Consider the following 20,121-nt stretch of genomic DNA (forward strand, 5'->3'; position numbering starts at 1 on the left):
GCAGCCGCCTGTCCACTCGGCCCGGCCCCAGCCGAACGTTATTTTTTCGTTCATTCCCATGGGCCAGTCCATCCATCGCATTCTTATCGTAGACGACAACCAGGAAGCTGCCGACATCACGGCCGAGCTGCTGTCCATGTACGGCTATCAGACCAAGGTCGCCTACAGCGGCGCCGACGGCCTGGAAGCCGCCCATCAATTCGCCCCTCAGGCCGTGCTGCTGGACCTGGGCATGCCAGGCATGGACGGCTACCAGGTCGCCAGCTCGCTGCGCACCCTGCCGGTCTGCCACGACGCCGCCCTGGTGGCGCTGACGGCCTGGGGCGACCCGGCCACCCGGGCCCGCACCAGCCAGGCCGGCTTCGACCACCACCTGATCAAGCCGGCCAGCCTGGACAGCATCCTGGCTAGCCTGGCCTACGCGGCCGACGCCCGCGCCGTGCGGCGCGCCGCCAACGACAGCGCCGCCTGAGGGACAAGCGGGCGGCAGGCAGGCTGCAGGCCGTCCGTAATCGGGCTGCGGGCGGGCAGGCCTCCGACACGGCGCTGCGGCGCGTTCCTACGGCTGCCCGCAGTTGCCGCCGCTATCATGGATATCCCAGCAATTGTTGCCAGGAGAGTGCCATGTTGTCGTTCAAAAAGCTCAGCCCCACCATCACCGACATGATCCGCTTCGACCATAGCCACGTGATGGTCACCTTCCATCAGTACACGGCCGGCGCACGGCCCAAGGTCAAGCAGGCGCTGGTGGAAACCATCTGCACCGCGCTGGAAATCCACGCCACCCTGGAAGAGGAACTGTTTTATCCGGCCATGCGCAGCATCGACAGCGGCGAGCCGGTGCTGCAGAAAAGCGTGCCCGAACATAACGAGATGCGCCGCCTGATCAGCGAACTGCGCGCCACGCCGCTGACCGACGTGCGCCACGACCAGCTATTGCACGAGCTCATGCGCGACGTCATCCACCACGTGGCCGACGAGGAGACCGTGCTGCTGCCGCACGCCGAGCGCCTGCTGGGCAAGGACCGCCTGGCCGAGCTGGGCGCCGCCATGACGGCGCGCCGCCTGGAACTGGTGACGCCCAAGGCCGGCAAGATCGCCGCCAATACCGCCATCGGCTTTTCCGGCAGCACGGCGGCCTGGGTGCTGGGCGCGGCCGGCGCCCTGGCCGCCGCCACCGTCCTGAGCCGCAAGCGCAGCCAGGCGACCTGAGCCGGGCTTCCCACTACGGCGGCCATTGCGGTTATGCTGGCGCTTTATGCGCTGGAGTAACCATGATACGGCTGGACGACCTCACCCTGTTCGTGCGCTCGGCCGCGCTGGGCAGCTTTTCCAACGCGGCGCGCGAACTGAACGTGCTGCCGGCCCAGGTCAGCGCCGCCATCCAGCGCCTGGAACGGGAGCTGGACGTACGCCTGTTCGCGCGCTCCACCCGCAGCCTGCGCCTGACCGATGAAGGCGAGCGCTACCTGCCCTATGCGCACGACGCGCTGGCCTCGCTGCAGGAAGGCGCCGGCATCCTGCACGGTGGCGGCGCCCTGACCGGCACCCTGCGCATCTCGGCCCCGTCCGACCTCGGGCGCAACCTGCTGCTGCCATGGATCAGCGAATTCCGCCGCCAGCATCCGCGCCTGGACCTGCGCCTGCTGCTGTCGGACCAGGTTCAGGACGTGTTCCGCGAGCCGATAGACATCGCGATCCGCTACGGCCCGATCGACGACGCCAGCTTCGTCGCTTTGCCGCTGGCGCCGGACAACCGGCGCGTGCTGGTGGCCGCGCCCGCCTATGTGGCGCGGCACGGCGCCCCCGTCTCGCTGGACGATCTGCCTCGGCACGCCTGCCTGCGCTTCCAGCTGGGCGGACGGGTGTACGAGAAATGGAGCTTCCCCGGCCCGGATGGCGGTCGCCAGGTGCAGGTCGGCGGCCCCCTGGTCACGGATGACGCCGACGTGGTGCGGCGCTGGGCCGTGGCCGGCGAAGGCATCGCCTACAAATCCTGGCTGGACGTGGCGGACGACGTGCGCGCCGGCCGCCTGCTGGTGCTGCTGCCGGAAGTCCAGGGCGAGGCGGCGCCGCTCAACCTGATCTGCCCGCACCGCAAGCAATTCTCGGCCGCCGTGCGCCAGTTGCACGAAGCGCTCAGCCTGCGCTGCCGCCAACTATGACAAAATAGACATCATTCACGGCCAGCGCGGAGGCGCATACGATGCAGGACAGGGACAGCGTCGCGGTCATCGCCATCCACGGCGTGGCCGACCAGAAGGCGGGCGACACGGTGAGCGCGGTCGCCGCCCTGCTGTCGACTGCCGGAACGCAGGCCTCGCGCTACAGCGACGGCGTGCGCGACAGCGTGCTGCTGCCGGTGCCGCCGCTGGCGCCGCTGGCGCTGGCCCAGGTGGCCGGGGATGTGCGCGCCCGCCACCTGGCGCTGTCGGGCCTGAGTGGCGCCGGCGACGGCGCCGCGCCGCCCCCCACCGCTCCCCCCAGCGTGGCCAAGGCGCTGCAGCAATCGCTGGCGTCGGATTTCAAGCGCCCCGGATGGCAGGCCCCGGCAGACCGCACCACCCGATTCCCGGCCGCCGCTAGCGCCAAGGCCGCGCCTGGCGATGAATCGCCAGGCGCTGGAGAGCCTGCTGCTGGTCTGCCGGCCGCTGCGCTTACCCCGCCTGCCATTGTGCCGCCTGCCATTGTGGCGCCTGCCGTAGCGCCGAAAGCCGCCGGGGCGCGCACCGGTGGGTCGCCCGCGGCCGCGCCCCCTGCCGCTGTTCCACCTGCCGCGGTTCCGCCCGGCGCAGTTCCACCTGCCGGTGCTTCACCTGCCGCAGTTCCCCCCGGCGCTGCTGCGCGCGCCGTTGTCAAGCCTGGCGGCGCGCATGACGCCGCCGGGCAGGCCGGGAGCGCGTCCGGCGCCGGTACTGGCGCGCCGCCGGGCGCCGACCTCGGGCTGGCCTACACCGACTACCTGTTGTTCAAGGCGCACGGCAACGGCGCCGGCAACGAGGTCTACGAAGCCAGCCGCATCCGCATGCGGCGCGCACAGAATGGCGAGGCGCCGGCACGCCAGGTCGACCTGTACGAAATGTACTGGGCCGACCTGTCGCGCCTGTCCGGCAAGATCCCGCAAATCGTCACCGAGGCCTTCACCCTGCTGTTCCGCTTTTCCCAGCTGGGACGCGACACGGTGCAACGGGCCGCCTACGCCCTGCCCGGTGCGCCCAGCCGTCCGTGGCGCCGCTTTGCCCAGGCCCAGCTGGCGCTGGACTGGGGCCTGGCCTACCTGCTGTCCAACATCTGCCTGCACCTGCTGCTGGTCGTTCTGACCATCGCCGTGCTGGGGCTGGTATCCCGCCAAGCCGTCGTGGTGCACCATGTGCTGGCCATCGCCCTGCCGCTGCTGGGCCTGTGGTGGCTGCTGTACCGCTACCCGCTACGCGCGGGCGGGCGGCTGCTGGCGCTGGCGGCGGCGCTGGCGGCCGCCGGGCTGGCCTGTCGGCTGCCGCCCCACCTGCTGGCCGGCGCCGCCTGGCTGGCGCTGCTGGCGGTGGCCTGCGACCAGGGCCTGCGCGTCGCCGCGGAGCGCTACCCGCTGGCGCGCACGGTGGGGCGGGTGTTCCTGGCCGTGCTCTACCCGCTGCTGCTGCTGCACGTGCTGGCCATGATGGCGCACGACGGCGCGTCCATGGGCTACCAGTACTGGCTGCACGCCAGCCTGCGGATGCTGGAATACCTGCTGCTGCTGTCGATACTCTGGTGGCTGGCGTTCGCGGCGCTGGCGCCCTGCTGGCTGGGCCTGGGCGCCTGGCTGGCGCGCGGCGGCGGCGCGGCGCGCGACGTGGTGGGCACCGGCTGGCTGGGCGTGCTGGTGTCGCTGTCGGCCTACACCATCGTATGGATGGCGCTGTGGGCGCTGCTGACCGGCGCCGCCGTCGAGCAGGCCGGCGGCACTCCCTACACGCCCCTGATCTTCGGGCGCGGCGCGGACCTGGCGGCCGGCAGTTTCCTGGACCAGCGCTACTACAACAGCACCATGACCTTCATCCTGGTGGCGGCCCTGCCCACCTTGCTGCTGCTGTACATCGTGGCCACGGTGCTGCCCAGCGTGCTGGCCGAGCTGCGCCTGCCGGTGGGGCCGGCGGCGGCGCTGGGACGCTGGCTGAGCGCCGGCTACCGGCTGCTGAACGCCGTGATCATGGCGCTGACTGTGGTTGGCTGCGGCGCGGCCTTCGTCACCGCGACCGCCATGATGCTGTCGCTGCTGGGGGCCGAGCCCCTGCTGGCGCGGCTGGCGCCCGTGCGCGACCTGATCGCCGGCGCTTCCTCCGATACGCTGCGCTACTTCTTCGTGGGCGCAGCCAGCGTGGCGGCCGTGTTTTCGCTGCTGGGACGGGCCCTGTCGCGCTATGCGCCCTGGCTGCGCCTGCCGCTGGACGTGGCCCTGGACGTGGACAACCACTTCCGCGAATTTCCGCGCCGCGCCATCCCGCGCGCCCGCATCTTCGCGCGCTACATGGCGCTGCTGGAGCACGTGGCGGCCCAGGGCCATGGCAGGATCGTGATCGTGGCGCACAGCCAGGGCACGGTGATCACCACCGAACTGCTGCGCTACCTGCAATACCGGGCGCGCTACGAAACAGACGGCCGCGCCGCCCTGCTGTGGGAACAGCTGGAGGGACGCATTGAACTGCTTACGGCCGGCTGCCCCCTGCGCCAGCTGTACGCGGCCCGCTTCCCGGAGCTGTACGGCTGGGTGCTGGACGGCGCCGGACCGCAAGCGGCCGACATCGGCGTGCGGCGCTGGGTCAACGCCTACACCACCGGCGACTACGTTGGCCGCTGGCTGTGGCGCACGCCGGCCAGCGCCTATGACGAGGATTTCTTCACCACGGCGGCGCCGCTGGCGCGGCCGGAAACGGAATTCTGCCTGGGCGCCGGCGCCCACACGCACTATTTCAAGCTGCCCGGCCAGCGCATGGGCCTGCTGATCGACGCGCTGATCCAAACATAATCATCTTGCTGAGCGTATGGAAACGTTGCGCCCCGATTTACACTACCATTCATTTTTCAGCAAGGACGGCCATGTTCAAATCCTCTGTCAGCCTCGCCCTCATGTTCACGCTGGCCCCGGCCGGCGCCCAGACTGCGCCCACCGAAGCCGAGGCGGCCAGCCAGGTGGTCAGGATCACCGGCGCCAAGCAGACGCCCACCGGTGAAAGCGCGCGCGTGTACGCCGCCAAGCAAAGCGCCCTGAAGGGCACGCTGGCGATCAAGTGCGGGCTCGATAGCGACTACCTCAGCGACGACGACGCCGTCGACGCCTCCCTGCAGCAGCGCGAGGACGCCGTGGTGGCGGGCGAGATTGCCGACCCCACCGGTCCCCGTCCGCTCAACAAGCCGCGCAAGTTCAGTGGCAGCGCGCCCGTCAACGACGTGGTGAACATGGATGAATCATCTTCCATCACGGGCACCGTGGGCAGCAGCGGCGGCATGGGACCGTGCAGCGACGGCGACCGCAAGTCGGCCTCGGCGCGCGAATACATCATCCGCAAGGACAAGACCTTCGCCGAGGCCGTGGCCGCCTACGAGGCCAAGGACTATCCCAGGGCCGCCACGCTGCTGCAAGCCGCCTACAGGAAGATCGCCTATCCGGAAGCGGCGGTCCTGCTAGGCAAGATGAGCCTGGAAGGCCAGGGCCTGCCGCGCGACACGGCCAAGGCGCTGGACTGGTTCGACCGCGCCGCCGTCGGCCGCTTCGACGCCGGACGCCAGCCGCTACGCTTCAATCCCAAGGACCCGGAAGCGTTCAACGGCATGATAGAGGGAGCGCTGATGCTGGCGCGCATACACCTCTCCGGCGTGGCCGGCGTGAAAAAAGATCCGGCCGAGGGCCGCAAGTGGTATGCCAAGGCGGCCGAACTGGGCTACGTCCCGGCCCTCAATGCGCTGGGCCTGGCCAGCCAGAAAGGCATAGGCGGCCCGCGCGACCTCAAGCAGGCGCAGGCCTATTTCAAGGAAGCGGCGGAGCGCGGCTATGCACCGGCCCAGTACAACCTGGCGCAGCTGTATTACGCCGGCAGCGACACCATCCCCCGCGACTACGCGCAAGCCCGCACCTGGTACGCCAACGCCGCCGTGGCCGGCCACAGCGGCGCCCTGTACGCCCTGGCGCGCATGGTGGACCTGGGCCAGGGCGGCCCGTCCGACCAGAAGAAAGCCTTTGCCTATTACAAGGAAGCGGCGCTGCGCGGCGAGCCGGGCGCGCAAAGCGCCCTGGCGCTGTACTACTACGAAGGCGAGCAGGTGCCCAAGGACCTGGCCATCGCCCGCAAGCTGTTCACGGAAGCGGCCATGCGCGGCCAGACCGAGGCCATGTTCAACCTGGCCGTGATGTCCACCAACGGCGAAGGCGGCGCCAGGGACCTGGGCATGGCCTACGTGTGGTTCAGCCTGGCCAAGGCCAATGGCCACCAGAAGGCGGCCCAGGCCATGGACGACGTGGCGCACGACATGTCGTCCCAGGACCGCGCCACTGCCGACGCCATCCTGAAGCCGCGCGCCGTCAGCCAGGTGCGCGCCGGGGGTTGACGGCCCGGCGGCACGCCCAGAGTGAATAGATACTCGCCCTATCCTTCAAGGCAAACGGGCTGTTTTGCATGGATACCTGAATAGATACTCAGGCGAACTGGGTAAAGTCCGGCTTGCGCTTCTGGAAGAAGGCCATGAAGGCTTCGCGCGCTTCGGGCGAGGCCAGCATGGCGGCGAAGTGCTGGTTTTCTTCCGTCATGGTGCTGCTGATGACGGCGTTGCGGCCGGCTTTCATCAGCTGCTTGGTGGTGCGGATGGAGCTGGCCGGCAGGGCCACCAGCTTGGCAGCCTGGCCGCGCGCATAGTCGTTCAGCTCGGCCACCGGCAGCACCCTGGACACCAGCCCCATCTCCAGCGCTTCCTGGGCCGGGAAGGCTTCGCCCAGCATCAGCTTCTCGGCGGCGCGCGGATAGCCGGCGATCTGCGTCAGCAGCAGGCTGGAGGCGAACTCCGGGCACAGGCCCAGCTGCGCGAAGGGCATCGAGAACTTGGCGTTGTCGGCCGCGTACACCAGGTCGCAGTGCATCAGCAAGGTGGTGCCTATGCCCACCGCGTTGCCGGCCACGGCCGCCACCACCGGCTTGGCGCAGCCGCTCAGCGCCAGCATGAAGCGGAACACCGAACGCTCTTCCAGCGGGGTGGTGTCCTGCGCGGTTTTCATGAAGTCCTGCAGGTCGTTGCCCGCCGTGAAAACTTCGGGTTTGCCCTGGATCAGGATGGTGCGCACGGCGCTGTCCTGTCCGGCGTCATTGATGGCGTCGGCCAGGCTCTGGTACATCTCCGCCGTGATCGCGTTCTTGCGCTCGGGGCGGTTGAATTCCAGGGTCAAAATGCCGTCGGCGATGCTGCTTAAGATATCCATGTCGTCTCCCAAAAGACCTTGTTTCAAAATGAGCGTGGCTAGGCGCGGCGTCGAAGACAGTGCGCCTGCACGGCGAGGCGCTGCAACAACGCCACGGTCATTTTGAAACAAGGTCAAAAAAACGGGGCCAGGTTTGTGGCCCGGCCCCGCTTCAGTGTTACGCGTCGCTTACACGCGTTCGATAATGCCCGCCGCGCCCATGCCGGCGCCGACGCACATGGTAACCATGCCGTATTTCAGCTGGTTGCGAATCAGGCCGTGCACCACGGTGGCGGCGCGGATGGCGCCGGTGGCGCCCAGCGGGTGGCCCAGGGCGATGGCGCCGCCCAGCGGGTTGACCTTGCTGGTGTCCAGGTTCAGGTCGCGGATCACGGCCAGGGCCTGGGCCGCGAAGGCTTCGTTCAGCTCTATCCAGTCCAGCTGGTCCTGGGTGATGCCGGCGGCGGCCAGGGCGGCGGGGATCGCCACCTTGGGACCGATGCCCATGATTTCCGGCGGCACGCCGCGCACGGCGAAGGACGAGAACTTGGCCAGCGGGGTCAGGTTGTGTTCCTTCAGGATTTTTTCGCTGACCACGATCAGGGCGCCGGCGCCGTCCGACATCTGCGACGAGGTGGCGGCAGTGACCGTGCCCTTGGCCGCGAACACCGGCTTGAGCTTGGCCATGGATTCCATGGAGGCGTCGGCGCGCGGGCCTTCGTCGGCGTCCACGGTGCGCTTGGACACCTTGATCTCGCCGGTGGCCAGATCGGGAGTGCGGGTGATGATCTCGACCGGGGTGATCTCATCCTTGAAGTGGCCGGCCTGCTGGGCCGCGATGGCCTTGCGGTGCGATTCCAGGCCGAATGCGTCCTGGTCTTCGCGCGACACTTTCCACTGGGTCGCCACTTTTTCGGCGGTCAGGCCCATGCCGTAGGCCAGGCCGATGTTCTCGTCCTTGAAAGTGTCCATGTTGATGGACGGGTGGTGGCCCATCATGGGCACCATGGACATGGATTCCACGCCGCCGGCAATCATCACGTCGGCTTCGCCCACGCGGATGCGGTCGGCCGCCATGGCCAGGGCGGTGATGCCCGAGGCGCAATAGCGGTTCACGGTGACGCCGCCCACGGTGTTGGGCAGGCCGGCCAGCACCACCGCGTTACGGGCGATGTTGAAGCCCTGCTCCGCTTCCGGGAACGAGCAGCCGATGATGGCGTCGACGATCAGCGCCGGGTCCAGGTTGGGCACGGCGGCCATGGCGCCCTGGATGGCTTTCACCAGCAGGTCGTCCGGACGGGTCTTGTTGAACATGCCGCGCGGCGCCTTGCCGATCGGGGTGCGGGTTGCGGCGACGATGTATGCGTCTTGAAGTTGTTTGCTCATTTTGTGCCTTCGAATTGGGTGAACGTAGGACGCGCTTAGTTGCGCACCGGCTTGCCGGTCTGCAGCATGCCCATGATGCGTTCCTGGGTCTTCGGATGGTTCAGCAGTTCCAGGAAGGCCTTGCGTTCCTTGTCCAGCAGCCACTGCTCGCTGACCACGCTGCCCTGGTCGATATCGCCGCCGCTGACGATCTCGGCGATCATGTCACCCAGCTTGAAGTCGTGCGCGGAGATGAAGCCGCCGTCGCGCATGTTGACCAGCTGGCCCTTGATGGTGGCCCAGCCGTAGCGGCCGGTGACCGGCACCGGGCGCTGCAGCGGAGCGCGGTAGCCGGCGTCGAACATCGAACGCGCCGTCACCTTGGCCACGTGCAGCAGCTCGTAGGGGTTGAACACGATCACGTCGTCTTCCTTCAGGTAGCCCATGGCCTTGGCTTCCAGCGCAGATTTCGACACATTGGCGGTGGCCGCATTGGTGAAGCCGGTCTTCAGGAATTGCAGGATGTCGTTGCCCTTGGCTTCCCTGGCGGCGCGGATGGCCGCTTCCTTCAGGCCGCCGCCGGCCGGGATCAGGCCCACGCCCACTTCCACCAGGCCGATGTAGGATTCGATGGCCGCCACGCGCTTGGACGCGTGCAGTGCCATTTCGCAGCCGCCGCCCAGCGCCAGGCCGGCCACCGCCGCCACCACGGGCACGTTGGAATACTTCATGGCCATGAAGGTGTCCTGCAGTTCCTTGATGATGGGGTCGACCGCTTTCGCGCCGCCGGCCATGAAGGCGGGCAGTGCCGATTGCAGGTCGGCGCCGGCCGAGAAGGCGCCGCCGTCGGCCGCGTCGGCGGACCAGATCACCAGGCCCTTGTAGCCTTCAGCGGCTTCCTTCAGGCCGCGCTGCAGGCCCTTGATGACGCCGTCGCCTATCACGTGCAGCTTGGTCTTGAGCGAGATCACCAGCACTTCGTCGCCGGAGTGCCACAGGCGTACCGAATCATCCTCGAACACGGTGGTGCCGGCGGTTTTCGGATCGGCGGCGCCGCTGCCGAACACCGGCGCGCGGAATTCCTGGCGGGCGTACACCGGCAGGGTGGAACGCGGCACGTAGCTGTTCGACACGGCGGAGTAGGAACCTTCAGCGGTGTGCACGCCCTTCTCGGCCACCTGGCCTTCGAACACCCAGGCCGGCAGCGGTGCGTTGCACAGGGCCTTGCCGGCGTCGATGTCTTCCTTCACCCACTGGGCGATCTGGGTCCAGCCGGCGGCTTGCCAGGTCTCGAACGGACCGACGCTCCAGCCAAAGCCCCAGCGCATGGCGAAGTCCACGTCGCGCGCGTTGTCGGCAATGGTGTCCAGGTGGTAGGCGATGTAGTGGAAGGCGTCGCGGAAGATCGCCCACAGGAACTGCGCCTGCGGGTTGGTCGATTCGCGCATGGCCTTGAATTTCTTGACCGGATCTTTTTCCTTCAGGATGCGGGCCACGATGTCGGCCGCCTTGCCGCCGCCGGCCACGTATTCGCCGCTGGCGAAGTCCAGGCGCTGGATGTCCTTGCCGACCTTCTTGTAGAAGCCGCCGCCGGTTTTCTGGCCCAGGGCGCCCTTCTCGATCAGCTTGGCCAGCACGTCAGGGGTCTTGTACACGCCGAAGAACGGGTCATCGGCCAGGTTGTCCTGCATGGTCTTGATCACGTGGCCCATGGTGTCCAGGCCGACCACGTCCGCGGTGCGGAAGGTGCCGGACTTGGCGCGGCCCAGCTTGGCGCCGGTCAGGTCGTCCACCACGTCCACGGTCAGGCCGAACTTCTCGGCTTCATGGATGGTGGCCAGCATGCCGAAGATGCCGACGCGGTTGGCGATGAAGTTCGGGGTGTCCTTGGCGCGCACCACGCCCTTGCCCAGCACCGAGGTCAGGAAGGTTTCCAGCTGGTCCAGGATTTCCGGCTTGGTGGAGGCGGTCGGGATCAGTTCCACCAGGTGCATGTAGCGCGGCGGGTTGAAGAAGTGCACGCCGCAGAAGCGCGCTTTCAGTTCTTCGTCGAAGCCTTCGGCCAGCTTGTTGATGGACAGGCCGGAGGTGTTGGAGGCAAAGATGGCGTTGGCGGCGATGTGCGGCGCGACCTTCTTGTACAGGTCGTGCTTCCAGTCCATGCGCTCGGCGATGGCTTCGATGATCAGGTCGCAGCCGGCCAGCACATCCAGGTTGTCTTCATAGTTGGCGACCTGGATCAGCTCGGCGTCGGCCTTGTCGCCGAACGGCGCCGGCGACAGTTTTTTCAGGTTATCGATGGCGCGCAGCACGATGCCATTCTTGGGCGTACCGCCGGAGACATGCTCCGGCTTCCCAGGCAGGTCGAACAGCACGACCGGCACTTTGGCGTTGACGCAGTGGGCGGCGATTTGCGCGCCCATCACGCCGGCGCCCAGCACGGCTACTTTTTTAACGGTGAAATTGGTCATAGCGATTCCTTTGGGAGCTCAGCAATTAGAACAGGTCGGCGTCCAGCGCCATCAGGTTGGCGGCGCCGGAACGGGCCTGGCGGATCAGGGTCGCGGTTTCCGGCTGCAGGCGGCCGAAGTAGAAGCGCGCCGTGGCCAGCTTGGTCTTGTAGAAGTTGTCGCCATTGGCTTCGGCGGCGGCGGTTTTTTCCAGCGCGATCTTGGCCATCTGGGCGAAGAAGTAGCTGTACACCAGGTGGCCCACCACACGCAGGTAAGGCACGGCGGCGGCGCCCACTTCGTCGGCGTTCTGGAAGGCCTTCATGCCGATTTCCATGGTCAGCTTGGTGACCTTGTCGCCCAGGTCGCCCAGCGGCGCGATGAATTCGTTCAGGTTTTCATCGAGGCCGTTTTCTTCCACGAAGTTCTTGATCTTCTCGCCGAACTTGCGCAGCTTGGCGCCGTTGTCGCCCAGGATCTTGCGGCCCAGCAGGTCCAGCGATTGCACGGTGTTGGTGCCTTCGTAGATCAGGTTGATGCGGGCGTCGCGCACGTACTGCTCCATGCCCCACTCCGAGATGTAGCCGTGGCCGCCGTACACCTGCATGGCTTCCGAGGTGGCGATCCAGGCGTTGTCGGTGATGAAGGCTTTCACGATCGGAGTCAGCAGCGCCACTTCATCGGCGGCTTCCTTGCGCACTTCCTCGTCGGGGTGGTGCAGTTCGCGGTCGATCTGCAGCGCCACGTAGGAGGTGAAGGCGCGCGCGCCCTCGGCGTAGGCGCGGCCGGTCAGCAGCATGCGGCGCACGTCCGGGTGCACGATGATGGGGTCGGCCGGTTTTTCCGGGTTCTTTACGCCGGACAGCGAACGCATCTGGATGCGGTCCTTGGCGTAGGTGACGGCGTTCTGGTAAGCCACTTCGGTCAGGCCCAGCGACTGCATGCCCACGCCCAGGCGGGCGGCGTTCATGAACACGAACATGGCTTGCAGGCCCTTGTTGGGCTGGCCGATGATCCAGCCTTTGGCGCCGTCCAGGTTCATCTGGCAGGTCGAGTTGCCGTGGATGCCCATTTTTTCTTCGATGGCGCCGCAGAAGATGGGGTTGCGCTCGCCGATGCCGCCGTCGGCGGTGGGCAGGTATTTCGGCACCAGGAACAGCGAAATGCCTTTCGAGCCTTCCGGTGCGTCCGGCACGCGGGCCAGCACCAGGTGCAGGATGTTTTCCGACATGTCGTGCTCGCCGGCCGAGATGAAGATCTTGTTGCCGGTGATCAGCCAGGAACCATCATCCTGGGGCACGGCCTTGGAGCGCAGCAGGCCCAGGTCGGTGCCGCAGTGTGGTTCGGTCAGGCACATGGTGCCGGTCCACTCGCCCGAGACCAGCTTGGGCAGGTAGAGGCGCTTCTGTTCGTCGGTGCCGTGCTCCTTCAGGCACTCGTAGGCGCCGTGCGACAGGCCGGGGTACATGGTCCAGGCCTGGTTGGCCGAGTTCAGCATCTCGTAGAAGGAATTGTTCATCACCACCGGCAGGCCCTGGCCGCCGTATTCCGGATCGCAGGCCAACGCGGCCCAGCCGCCTTCCACGTACTGCTTGTAGGCTTCCTTGAAGCCTTTCGGCGTGGTCACGGTGCTGGTGGCGGCGTCGTGCTTGCAGCCTTCGCGGTCGCCCGAGTGGTTCAGCGGGAACAGCACTTCCGAGGTGAACTTGCCGCCTTCTTCCAGCACCTGGTTGATGATGTCGGCATCGACTTCGGCATAGTTGGGCAATTGCTTGAGCTCTTGTTCCACGTTCAGGAACTCGTGCAGCACAAATTGCATATCCCGGATAGGCGCGACGTATTGACCCATGATGTTCTCCTGATGCTAAAAATAGTAAGTGTGGCTTGTTGGTGGTGTTTTAGTGCTGCGCGGCCGGCTCGTCGGCAGGCTGCGTATTCCGGTAATTCTCGATCAGACGGGTGAAACCAGTGCTGGCGCGTTCCAGGCTGCCCGGCATGCGCAGGAAGCGCGCATCGTGGTGCAGGGCCAGGATCAGGCCGTACATTTCGTAGACCAGCTGCTGCGGGTCGGTGTCCGGCTTGAGGTCGCCCGTTTCGATGGCCTGTTTGGCGCAGCGCAGCAGCGCGCCCTGCCAGGCTTGCACCATCGAAATCAGCTCTTCGCGGATGGGACCGGGGCGGTCGTCATATTCGACGGCGCCGCTGATGTAGATGCAGCCCGAGGCCACTTCCACGCTGACCCGCTTGACCCAGCGCGCAAACATGGAACGCAAACGCTGGATGCCGCGCGGCTCCTTCACGCTGGGGAAAAACACTTCCTGCTCGAAACGGCGGTGGTACAGCTTGAGTACTTCCAGTTGCAAATCCTCGCGCGAGCCGAAGTGGGCGAACACACCCGATTTGCTCATGTTCATTTTGTCCGCGAGCAAACCAATGGTGAGTCCTTCCAGGCCGTCCCGGCTGGCCAGGTCCAGCGCCACATCCAGGATGGCGGCGCGCGTCATTTCGCCCTTGCGCATAGTTGAGGTATTGATAATGGGGTTCCAGGTGAATTCAAGGGGAGCGAACGACGATTGTGCTCCCGTTAAATTGTCTCCGCGTGAAAAAATTACGAACGCTCGTACTATTATCCAACACCAGTTGAATGTCAAACGCTACGTTTAGAGGTGCGGTTCTATTGGTGCGCCGCAGCAATGCGGGCTGGGGAGGGGTTTACTCGTAATCGCTGAATTTGCCCAATTCGCGGCGGTCCCGCTTGGTGGGACGGCCCTTGATATCGGCGCCCGGCTCGCGGAACAAGCGGTGTCGTTCGGCATCGTTTTCACGCCGCAACACACCTTCGGCGGTTTCCTGGTACAGGGTGCGGGCCACGGGGGCCGGGCCGCGCACGTCGGACAGGCGCAACACTTCCACTTCCCAGCGGGTGGAACCGTTGTCTATATCCAACTTGTCGCCGATATGCAGTGCACGGGCCGGCTTGATCCTTTCACCTCCCAGCTTGACCTTGCCGCTGTCCACGGCGTCGGTGGCCAGCGAGCGGGTCTTGAAGAAACGGGCGGCCCACAGCCATTTGTCGAGCCGGACGGAAGCGTTGTCGGGAGAGTTCAAGCGTATTTTCCTACCGCAAAGATGCGCATCAAGAGTTTGTAGAACACGAAGGCGATTTCATAACCGATGCGGCGCAGATGGCCCACATGGGCGTAGTCATCCTGGTGGATTTCAACCCCGTCGGCAATGGCCAGCTCGATTTCCTGGCGCAGGCCGCGGGCAAAGGCGGCGTCGCGGATGACGACGTTGGCCTCCTGGTTCATGAACAGGCTGAGGCCGTCGACATTGCTGGAGCCAACCGTGGCCCATTCCTCGTCGATCACGGCCACCTTGGCGTGCAGCTGGGTCTTGCGGTACTCCACCACCTTCACCCCGGCGGCCAGCAGCTTGGGATAGAAGGAATGGGCGACCATGTCCTGCAGCCAGATTTCCCCCACCCCGATCAGGAGCACCACCTCCACCCCGCGCTGGGCGGTGGCGGCCAGGGCGCGGCGGAACTTGCGGCCCGGCGCGAAATAGGGATTGGCCAGCAGCACGCTGTGCCTGGCCTTGCCCAACGCCTGCAGGTAGGCGCGCTGTATGGTGGTGCGGTTGTGCCAGTTGTCGCGCACGATGAAGGCCGCCTCGACCACGTTGCGGGCCGCCGCCTTGACCACGCGGCGCGTGTCGCGCAGCAAACTCATGCGCTTGATCAGGCCCATGCGGCCGACCCGGTGCCACTGGTTCTGGGCTTCCTCGTGGATAGTGGTGACCAGCGGCCCGCGCACGGCCACCGCGAAGTCCCAGCGCGGCGCCTCCAAAGGCACGGTCGGGCGGGTGTCGCAGAACATGTCGTCGTTGACGTTGATGCCGCCCACGAAGGCCACCTCGCGGTCCACCACGCAAATCTTGCGGTGGGTGCGGGTCACGCCGCGCTTGAACCAGGGATTGAAGATGCGGTGCTCGACCTTGGCTTCCAGCAGGCGCTGGTGCATGCGCTGCACGCGGCCGTTGCCGGTGCCGAACCAGTCCGTGATCATGCGCACCTGCACGCCGCGTTCGGCGGCGGCGATGAGCGCCTGGAGCACGGTCTGGCCGGTGGCGTCGTCGGCGAAGATATAGGTTTCGAAGTAAATTTCGTACTGGGCGGCGGCAATGGCTTCCAGCAGCGCCGGGAAGAAATCGGTGCCGCAGCGTAGCAGTTTGACTTCGTTATCGGCGATAAAGTTCAGCGAGCGCATACCCGCAGTCTAGGCCAGCGCCAGCGTCGCCACAATAGGGGCGTGGTCGGACAGCCTGGCCCACAGCGGGCCGTGCATGACTTCGGCCGTCTCCACGGTGAAGCCGCGCACGTAGATGCGGTCCAGCCGGAAGAAGGGCATGGCGGCCGGAAAGGTGCGGGCCGGGATGATGCTGCTCTTGCGGCGCAGCTTGCGCATGATCTCGCCCAGGGCCGTGTTGGAGCCTTCGATCTCGTCGAAAGCCTCGACCACGCCCAGGGCGTTGTACAGTTCCGCGCTGAGGGTGTTGCGCCAGTCGTTGAAGTCGCCCGCGATCACCACCGGCTCGCCGTTGGGGGCGCTTTCCTGCACGGCCGAGATCAGGGCCTGGGTCTGGCGCCGCCGGCTGCCTTCGAACAGGCCCAGGTGCACGACGTAGCAGTGCACGGGGCCGGCTGGCGTGTCCAGCAGGCAGTGCAGGATGCCGCGCTGCTCGTAGGCGTGGTCGGAGACATCGCGGTTGGCCTGGCTGGCGATGGGGAAGGCGCTCAGCAGCGCATTGCCGTGGTGGCCATGGTCGTAGACGGCGTTCATGCCATAAGCGGCGTGCAGGTGGCGTGATTCACCGGCCAGGTATTCATGCTGGGCGGCCGCCGGCCAATGCTTGTTGCCCAGGTGTTCGGCGCCATACTTGGCGGCCTTGAGATCGTGCTTGCCCTGCACTTCCTGCAGGAACACCACATCGGCATCGAACATGCCGATGGCTTGCTTGAGCGCCAGCACGCGTGGTTCGGCCCGGATGCTGGACACGCCCTTGTGGATATTGTAGGTGGCGACTCGGATCTTCATGGGAATATTCTACTCCCGAGTCGGAATTTGGCGCACGCAACGATGGTGCGCCAGCGCACGCTAGGCGCCAATTGCTCAGGCTTCCGTATTCTCCGGCGGGCTGCGGCGCGCAGGAGCTGGATAGCCGGCCAGCAAGCCCTCGATGCTCAAATCCTCGTCCAGCTGAGGCCAGTGAATGCCGTGGCCCGCGCCGATGATTTCCCAGGCCGCCAACTGCGGCTGGCTGGCTTCCTGCAAGCGCGGATACCACGCCAGCGGCGCACTGATGGTACGGCCATCGAGCAGGGCGACGATGAGATTGTCCGCATCGAACGAGACAGTCCTGATGCGGTGATCAGGTTTCCAAGCCGAAGTGTTCATGCCACCTCCTGAGAAAATCAAACCGGTGCTTCATAATGATACGCGCCAGCCAGGAATTGAGCGTCCACAAAGTAAAATCTGCTTCTTCAGCACTTGAACCGACTACACACACTCATGCGTAAATTCCCCTGCCTCCCGTTGGCGTTTGTCCTGTTGTGTAGCTATGGGACGGCTCGGGCCGATACATGGCAGCCCGCGCCGGGATTGGCGCAGGTGCCGATCTGGCCCAACGCGGCGCCGGATCCGGTGCCGGTATCGAAGGCCGAAGCGCTTGAGCGTGCGGAGGGACATGGAGGTTGGCTGCGTGCCAGCAATGTCAGCCAGCCGACCATGACGGTGTATCCGCCCCGGGGCGGGAACAGCGGCGCGGCTGTAGTGGTGTTTCCTGGCGGCGGCTTCAAGGTGCTGGCCATGGATCTGGAGGGCACGGAGATCTGCGACTGGCTGACTGCGCGCAGCATCACTTGCGTGCTGCTCAAGTACCGCGTCCCGGCAGGCAACCATTACTGGGACGAACAGTGCCAGTGCCACATCACGCCCAAGGTGCCGCGCGCGCTGCAGGATGCGCAACGCACCATCCGTCTGGTGCGGTCGCGGGCCAGGGAGATGCAGATCGATCCCGCCAAGATAGGCGTGATCGGCTTTTCGGCTGGCGGCTACCTGGTGGCGCAGACCAGCACTATCTTCAAGCCGGTCTATAAGACTGTGGACGCCGTGGACCGGCTGAGCAGCCGGCCGGACTTCGCCATCGCACTGTATCCCGGGCATCTGTGCCGCGCAGGCGGCAAGCTCGATGCCAGCATCCGTGTGACCAGACAGACGCCGCCCACCTTCCTGCTGCAAGCCTGGGACGATCCGGTCGATGATATCTGCAACAGCACCCTGTATGCGCGGGCGCTGGAGCAGGCCGGGGTGCCGGCCGAGGTCCATCTGTTTGCCAAGGGCGGCCACGCTTTCGGGCTGCGGGACAAGGAGCATCCGGTGGCCGCCTGGCCGTCGCTGGTGGAAGCCTGGCTCAAGGAGATCGGCGTGCTGTGAAGCGCGCCCGCTTTCGCCTGGCGGCCAGCAGGCTAGCACTTGGGCGGGGCGATCTGGCGCGGCAGTTGCAGGATGGCTTCGGCGTTGGAGGCCGAGAAGCAGCGATCCGCCGCTTCCAAGTACGGCAGCCAGGCGTAATTGAGGTGCTCGCGCGGCGCCAGCGTGATGGGAATATCGCGCGGCACCTGCACGCTGAACACGTGCTCGGTGTTCTCGGTCACCCCCGGTGCATAGCGGTGCCGCCACACCGGATAAATCGTGTACACGTTGGATAAACACCAGTCGCGCAGCACGATGTTCTCGCCATCGGCCACGATGCCGGTTTCCTCGAACAGCTCGCGGGCGGCCGTTTCCAGCAGCGGCTCGTCCGGCGCATCGAGCGAGCCTGTCACCGATTGCCAGTAGCCGGGACGGTCGGCGCGCTCGATCAGCAGCACCTCCAGCTCGGCCGTGTGGATCACCACCAGCACCGACTCGGGTATCTTGTAGGGCTTGTTCATGGGCATAAAAAAAGGCGCCCGAGGGCGCCTTTTCCACAGTACGTCTTAGCCGGCCACTTTCGGCTCGGCGGCGCGCAGGCGGATGTGCAGTTCGCGCAGCTGCTTCTCGTCCACTTCCGATGGCGCATGGGTCAGCAAGTCCTGGGCGCGCTGGGTTTTCGGGAAGGCGATCACGTCGCGGATGGAATCCGACTTGGTCATCAGCGTCACGATACGGTCCAGGCCGAACGCCAAGCCGCCGTGCGGCGGGGCGCCGTACTGCAGCGCGTCCAGCAGGAAGCCGAACTTCAGGCGCGCTTCCTCGGCGTCGATCTTCAGGGCGCGGAACACCTTGGATTGCACTTCCTCGCGGTGGATACGGATCGAACCGCCGCCCAGTTCCCAGCCGTTCAGCACCATGTCGTAGGCCTTGGCAATGCAGGCGCCCGGATTGGTTTCCAGCATGTCCTCATGGCCGTCTTTCGGCGCGGTGAACGGGTGGTGGGTGGCGGTCCAGCGGTCGTCTTCCTCGTCGTACTCGAACATGGGGAAGTCGATCACCCACAGCGGGGCCCAGACGTCGTCGAACAGGCCGGCGTTCTTGCCGAACTCGGAGTGGCCGATCTTCACGCGCAGGGCGCCGATGGCGTCGTTGACCACCTTGGCCTTGTCGGCGCCGAAGAAGATCAGGTCGCCGTCCTGGGCGCCGGTGCGCTCCAGGATCTGGGCCAGGGCGGCGTCATGGATGTTTTTCACGATAGGCGATTGCAGGCCGTCGCGGCCCTTGGCCTTCTCGTTGACCTTGATGTAGGCCAGGCCCTTGGCGCCATAGATGGCGACGAACTGGGTGTAGGCGTCGATTTCCGAACGGGGCATGTCGGCGCCCTTCGGTACGCGCAGGCCGACCACGCGGCCATTCTTCATGTTGGCGGCGCCCGAGAACACCTTGAAGTCGACATCCTTCATGACGTCGGTCAGTTCGGTGAACTGCAGCTTGACGCGCATGTCCGGCTTGTCCGAACCGTAGCTGCCCATGGCTTCGGCAAAGTCCATCACCGGGAACGGGTTGGGCAGGTCGATGTCCAGGGTGTTCTTGAACACCTTGCGTATCATGTCTTCGAACAGGTCGCGGATTTCCTGCTCGTTCAGGAACGAGGTTTCGCAGTCGATCTGGGTGAATTCAGGCTGGCGGTCGGCGCGCAGGTCTTCGTCGCGGAAGCACTTGGTGATCTGGTAGTAGCGGTCGAAGTTGGCCACCATCAGCAGCTGCTTGAACAGCTGCGGCGATTGCGGCAGGGCGAAGAACTGGCCGGCGTTCACGCGCGAGGGCACCAGGTAGTCGCGCGCGCCTTCGGGCGTCGACTTGGTCAGGGTCGGGGTCTCGATGTCGATGAAGCCCAGTTCGTCCAGGTATTTACGCACTTCCATGGTGACCTTGTAGCGCAGGCGCAGGTTGTTCTGCATCTGCGGACGGCGCAGGTCCAGCACGCGGTGGGTCAAACGGGTGGTTTCCGACAAGTTGTCGTCATCCAGCTGGAACGGCACGGCCACGGAAGCGTTCAGCACTTCCAGCTGGGCCGCGATCACTTCGATCTTGCCCGATTTCAGGTTGGCGTTGACGGTGCCGGCCAGGCGGTCCTTGACCACGCCGGTCACGCGCAGGCAGTACTCGTTGCGCACCGATTCGGCCACCTTGAACACCTCGGCCTGCTCCGGATTGCACACCACCTGAACCAGGCCTTCGCGGTCGCGCAGGTCGATGAAGATCACGCCGCCGTGGTCGCGGCGACGGTGTACCCAGCCGCACAGGCTGACGGTTTGGCCAAGCAGGGCTTCAGTGGTGAGGCCGCAGTAGTGAGTACGCATTGAGGACATGTTATTTCTCGGTTCAGGTTATTCAGGTTGAATGG

Annotated in this window: 17 protein-coding genes; 6 read left to right on the forward strand and 11 right to left on the reverse strand. The window is 65.9% G+C overall.

All coding sequences use genetic code 11. The features are described from left to right. Positions 1-58: 58 nt before the first annotated feature. The 5 genes from ACLB1G_RS08880 (at position 59) to ACLB1G_RS08900 (ending at position 6,582) form a co-directional block, all read left to right on the forward strand. On the forward strand, positions 59-472 hold the full coding sequence (locus tag ACLB1G_RS08880; protein ID WP_491626843.1) for a response regulator: 414 nt from the start codon (positions 59-61) through the stop codon (positions 470-472). 152 nt (positions 473-624) lie between these two features. Beyond that, positions 625-1,212, forward strand: a complete 588-nt coding sequence (locus ACLB1G_RS08885; RefSeq protein ID WP_491626844.1) for a hemerythrin domain-containing protein — start codon at positions 625-627, stop codon at positions 1,210-1,212. 62 nt (positions 1,213-1,274) lie between these two features. After that, positions 1,275-2,165 (forward strand): LysR family transcriptional regulator, encoded by an 891-nt coding sequence (locus tag ACLB1G_RS08890; protein ID WP_491626845.1) that lies wholly within the window; start codon positions 1,275-1,277, stop codon positions 2,163-2,165. 41 nt (positions 2,166-2,206) lie between these two features. Continuing rightward, positions 2,207-5,005, forward strand: a complete 2,799-nt coding sequence (locus tag ACLB1G_RS08895) for a hypothetical protein (RefSeq protein ID WP_491626846.1) — start codon at positions 2,207-2,209, stop codon at positions 5,003-5,005. Between the two features lie 71 nt (positions 5,006-5,076). After that, entirely contained in the window at positions 5,077-6,582 is a 1,506-nt protein-coding gene (locus ACLB1G_RS08900) for a tetratricopeptide repeat protein (protein WP_491626847.1), read from the forward strand. Between the two features lie 88 nt (positions 6,583-6,670). Here the strand turns inward: ACLB1G_RS08900 and ACLB1G_RS08905 are convergent, their stop codons facing one another. From ACLB1G_RS08905 to ACLB1G_RS08945, 9 genes are all read right to left on the reverse strand, one after another. Then, positions 6,671-7,444: an enoyl-CoA hydratase gene (locus ACLB1G_RS08905; protein WP_491626848.1), complete on the reverse strand. Its 774-nt coding sequence runs from the start codon at positions 7,442-7,444 to the stop codon at positions 6,671-6,673. Between the two features lie 168 nt (positions 7,445-7,612). Next, positions 7,613-8,809 carry an acetyl-CoA C-acyltransferase gene (locus ACLB1G_RS08910; RefSeq protein ID WP_491626849.1) on the reverse strand — a complete coding sequence of 399 codons (1,197 nt, stop codon included), beginning with the start codon at positions 8,807-8,809 and terminating at the stop codon, positions 7,613-7,615. 35 nt (positions 8,810-8,844) lie between these two features. Continuing rightward, positions 8,845-11,259 carry a 3-hydroxyacyl-CoA dehydrogenase/enoyl-CoA hydratase family protein gene (locus ACLB1G_RS08915; RefSeq protein ID WP_491626850.1) on the reverse strand — a complete coding sequence of 805 codons (2,415 nt, stop codon included), beginning with the start codon at positions 11,257-11,259 and terminating at the stop codon, positions 8,845-8,847. A gap of 25 nt (positions 11,260-11,284) precedes the next feature. Next, positions 11,285-13,087 carry an acyl-CoA dehydrogenase C-terminal domain-containing protein gene (locus ACLB1G_RS08920; RefSeq protein ID WP_491626851.1) on the reverse strand — a complete coding sequence of 601 codons (1,803 nt, stop codon included), beginning with the start codon at positions 13,085-13,087 and terminating at the stop codon, positions 11,285-11,287. A gap of 49 nt (positions 13,088-13,136) precedes the next feature. Further along, positions 13,137-13,757 carry a TetR/AcrR family transcriptional regulator gene (locus ACLB1G_RS08925; RefSeq protein WP_491626852.1) on the reverse strand — a complete coding sequence of 207 codons (621 nt, stop codon included), beginning with the start codon at positions 13,755-13,757 and terminating at the stop codon, positions 13,137-13,139. Positions 13,758-13,950: 193 nt separating this feature from the next. Then, positions 13,951-14,346, reverse strand: a complete 396-nt coding sequence (locus ACLB1G_RS08930) for an RNA-binding S4 domain-containing protein (RefSeq protein WP_491626853.1) — start codon at positions 14,344-14,346, stop codon at positions 13,951-13,953. After that, positions 14,343-15,506 carry a cardiolipin synthase ClsB gene (gene clsB / locus ACLB1G_RS08935; protein WP_491626854.1) on the reverse strand — a complete coding sequence of 388 codons (1,164 nt, stop codon included), beginning with the start codon at positions 15,504-15,506 and terminating at the stop codon, positions 14,343-14,345. Before clsB ends, ACLB1G_RS08930 begins: the two co-directional genes overlap by 4 nt. A gap of 9 nt (positions 15,507-15,515) precedes the next feature. Further along, positions 15,516-16,334, reverse strand: a complete 819-nt coding sequence (locus ACLB1G_RS08940) for an endonuclease/exonuclease/phosphatase family protein (RefSeq protein WP_491626855.1) — start codon at positions 16,332-16,334, stop codon at positions 15,516-15,518. Positions 16,335-16,409: 75 nt separating this feature from the next. Beyond that, positions 16,410-16,694, reverse strand: coding sequence for a DUF2442 domain-containing protein (locus tag ACLB1G_RS08945; protein ID WP_491626856.1), 285 nt, complete (start codon positions 16,692-16,694; stop codon positions 16,410-16,412). A 213-nt stretch (positions 16,695-16,907) separates the two neighbouring features. Here ACLB1G_RS08945 and ACLB1G_RS08950 point away from each other — a divergent pair, with 213 nt between their 5' ends. Next, positions 16,908-17,732: an alpha/beta hydrolase gene (locus tag ACLB1G_RS08950; protein ID WP_491626857.1), complete on the forward strand. Its 825-nt coding sequence runs from the start codon at positions 16,908-16,910 to the stop codon at positions 17,730-17,732. 32 nt (positions 17,733-17,764) lie between these two features. On the opposite strand, the gene nudB is transcribed toward ACLB1G_RS08950, so the two are convergent. After that, positions 17,765-18,238, reverse strand: coding sequence for a dihydroneopterin triphosphate diphosphatase (gene nudB, locus ACLB1G_RS08955; RefSeq protein ID WP_491626858.1), 474 nt, complete (start codon positions 18,236-18,238; stop codon positions 17,765-17,767). Between the two features lie 39 nt (positions 18,239-18,277). Then, on the reverse strand, positions 18,278-20,086 hold the full coding sequence (gene aspS, locus ACLB1G_RS08960) for an aspartate--tRNA ligase (RefSeq protein ID WP_491626859.1): 1,809 nt from the start codon (positions 20,084-20,086) through the stop codon (positions 18,278-18,280). Positions 20,087-20,121: the final 35 nt, after the last annotated feature.

It is taken from the genome of Duganella kummerowiae (genome assembly GCF_053572355.1).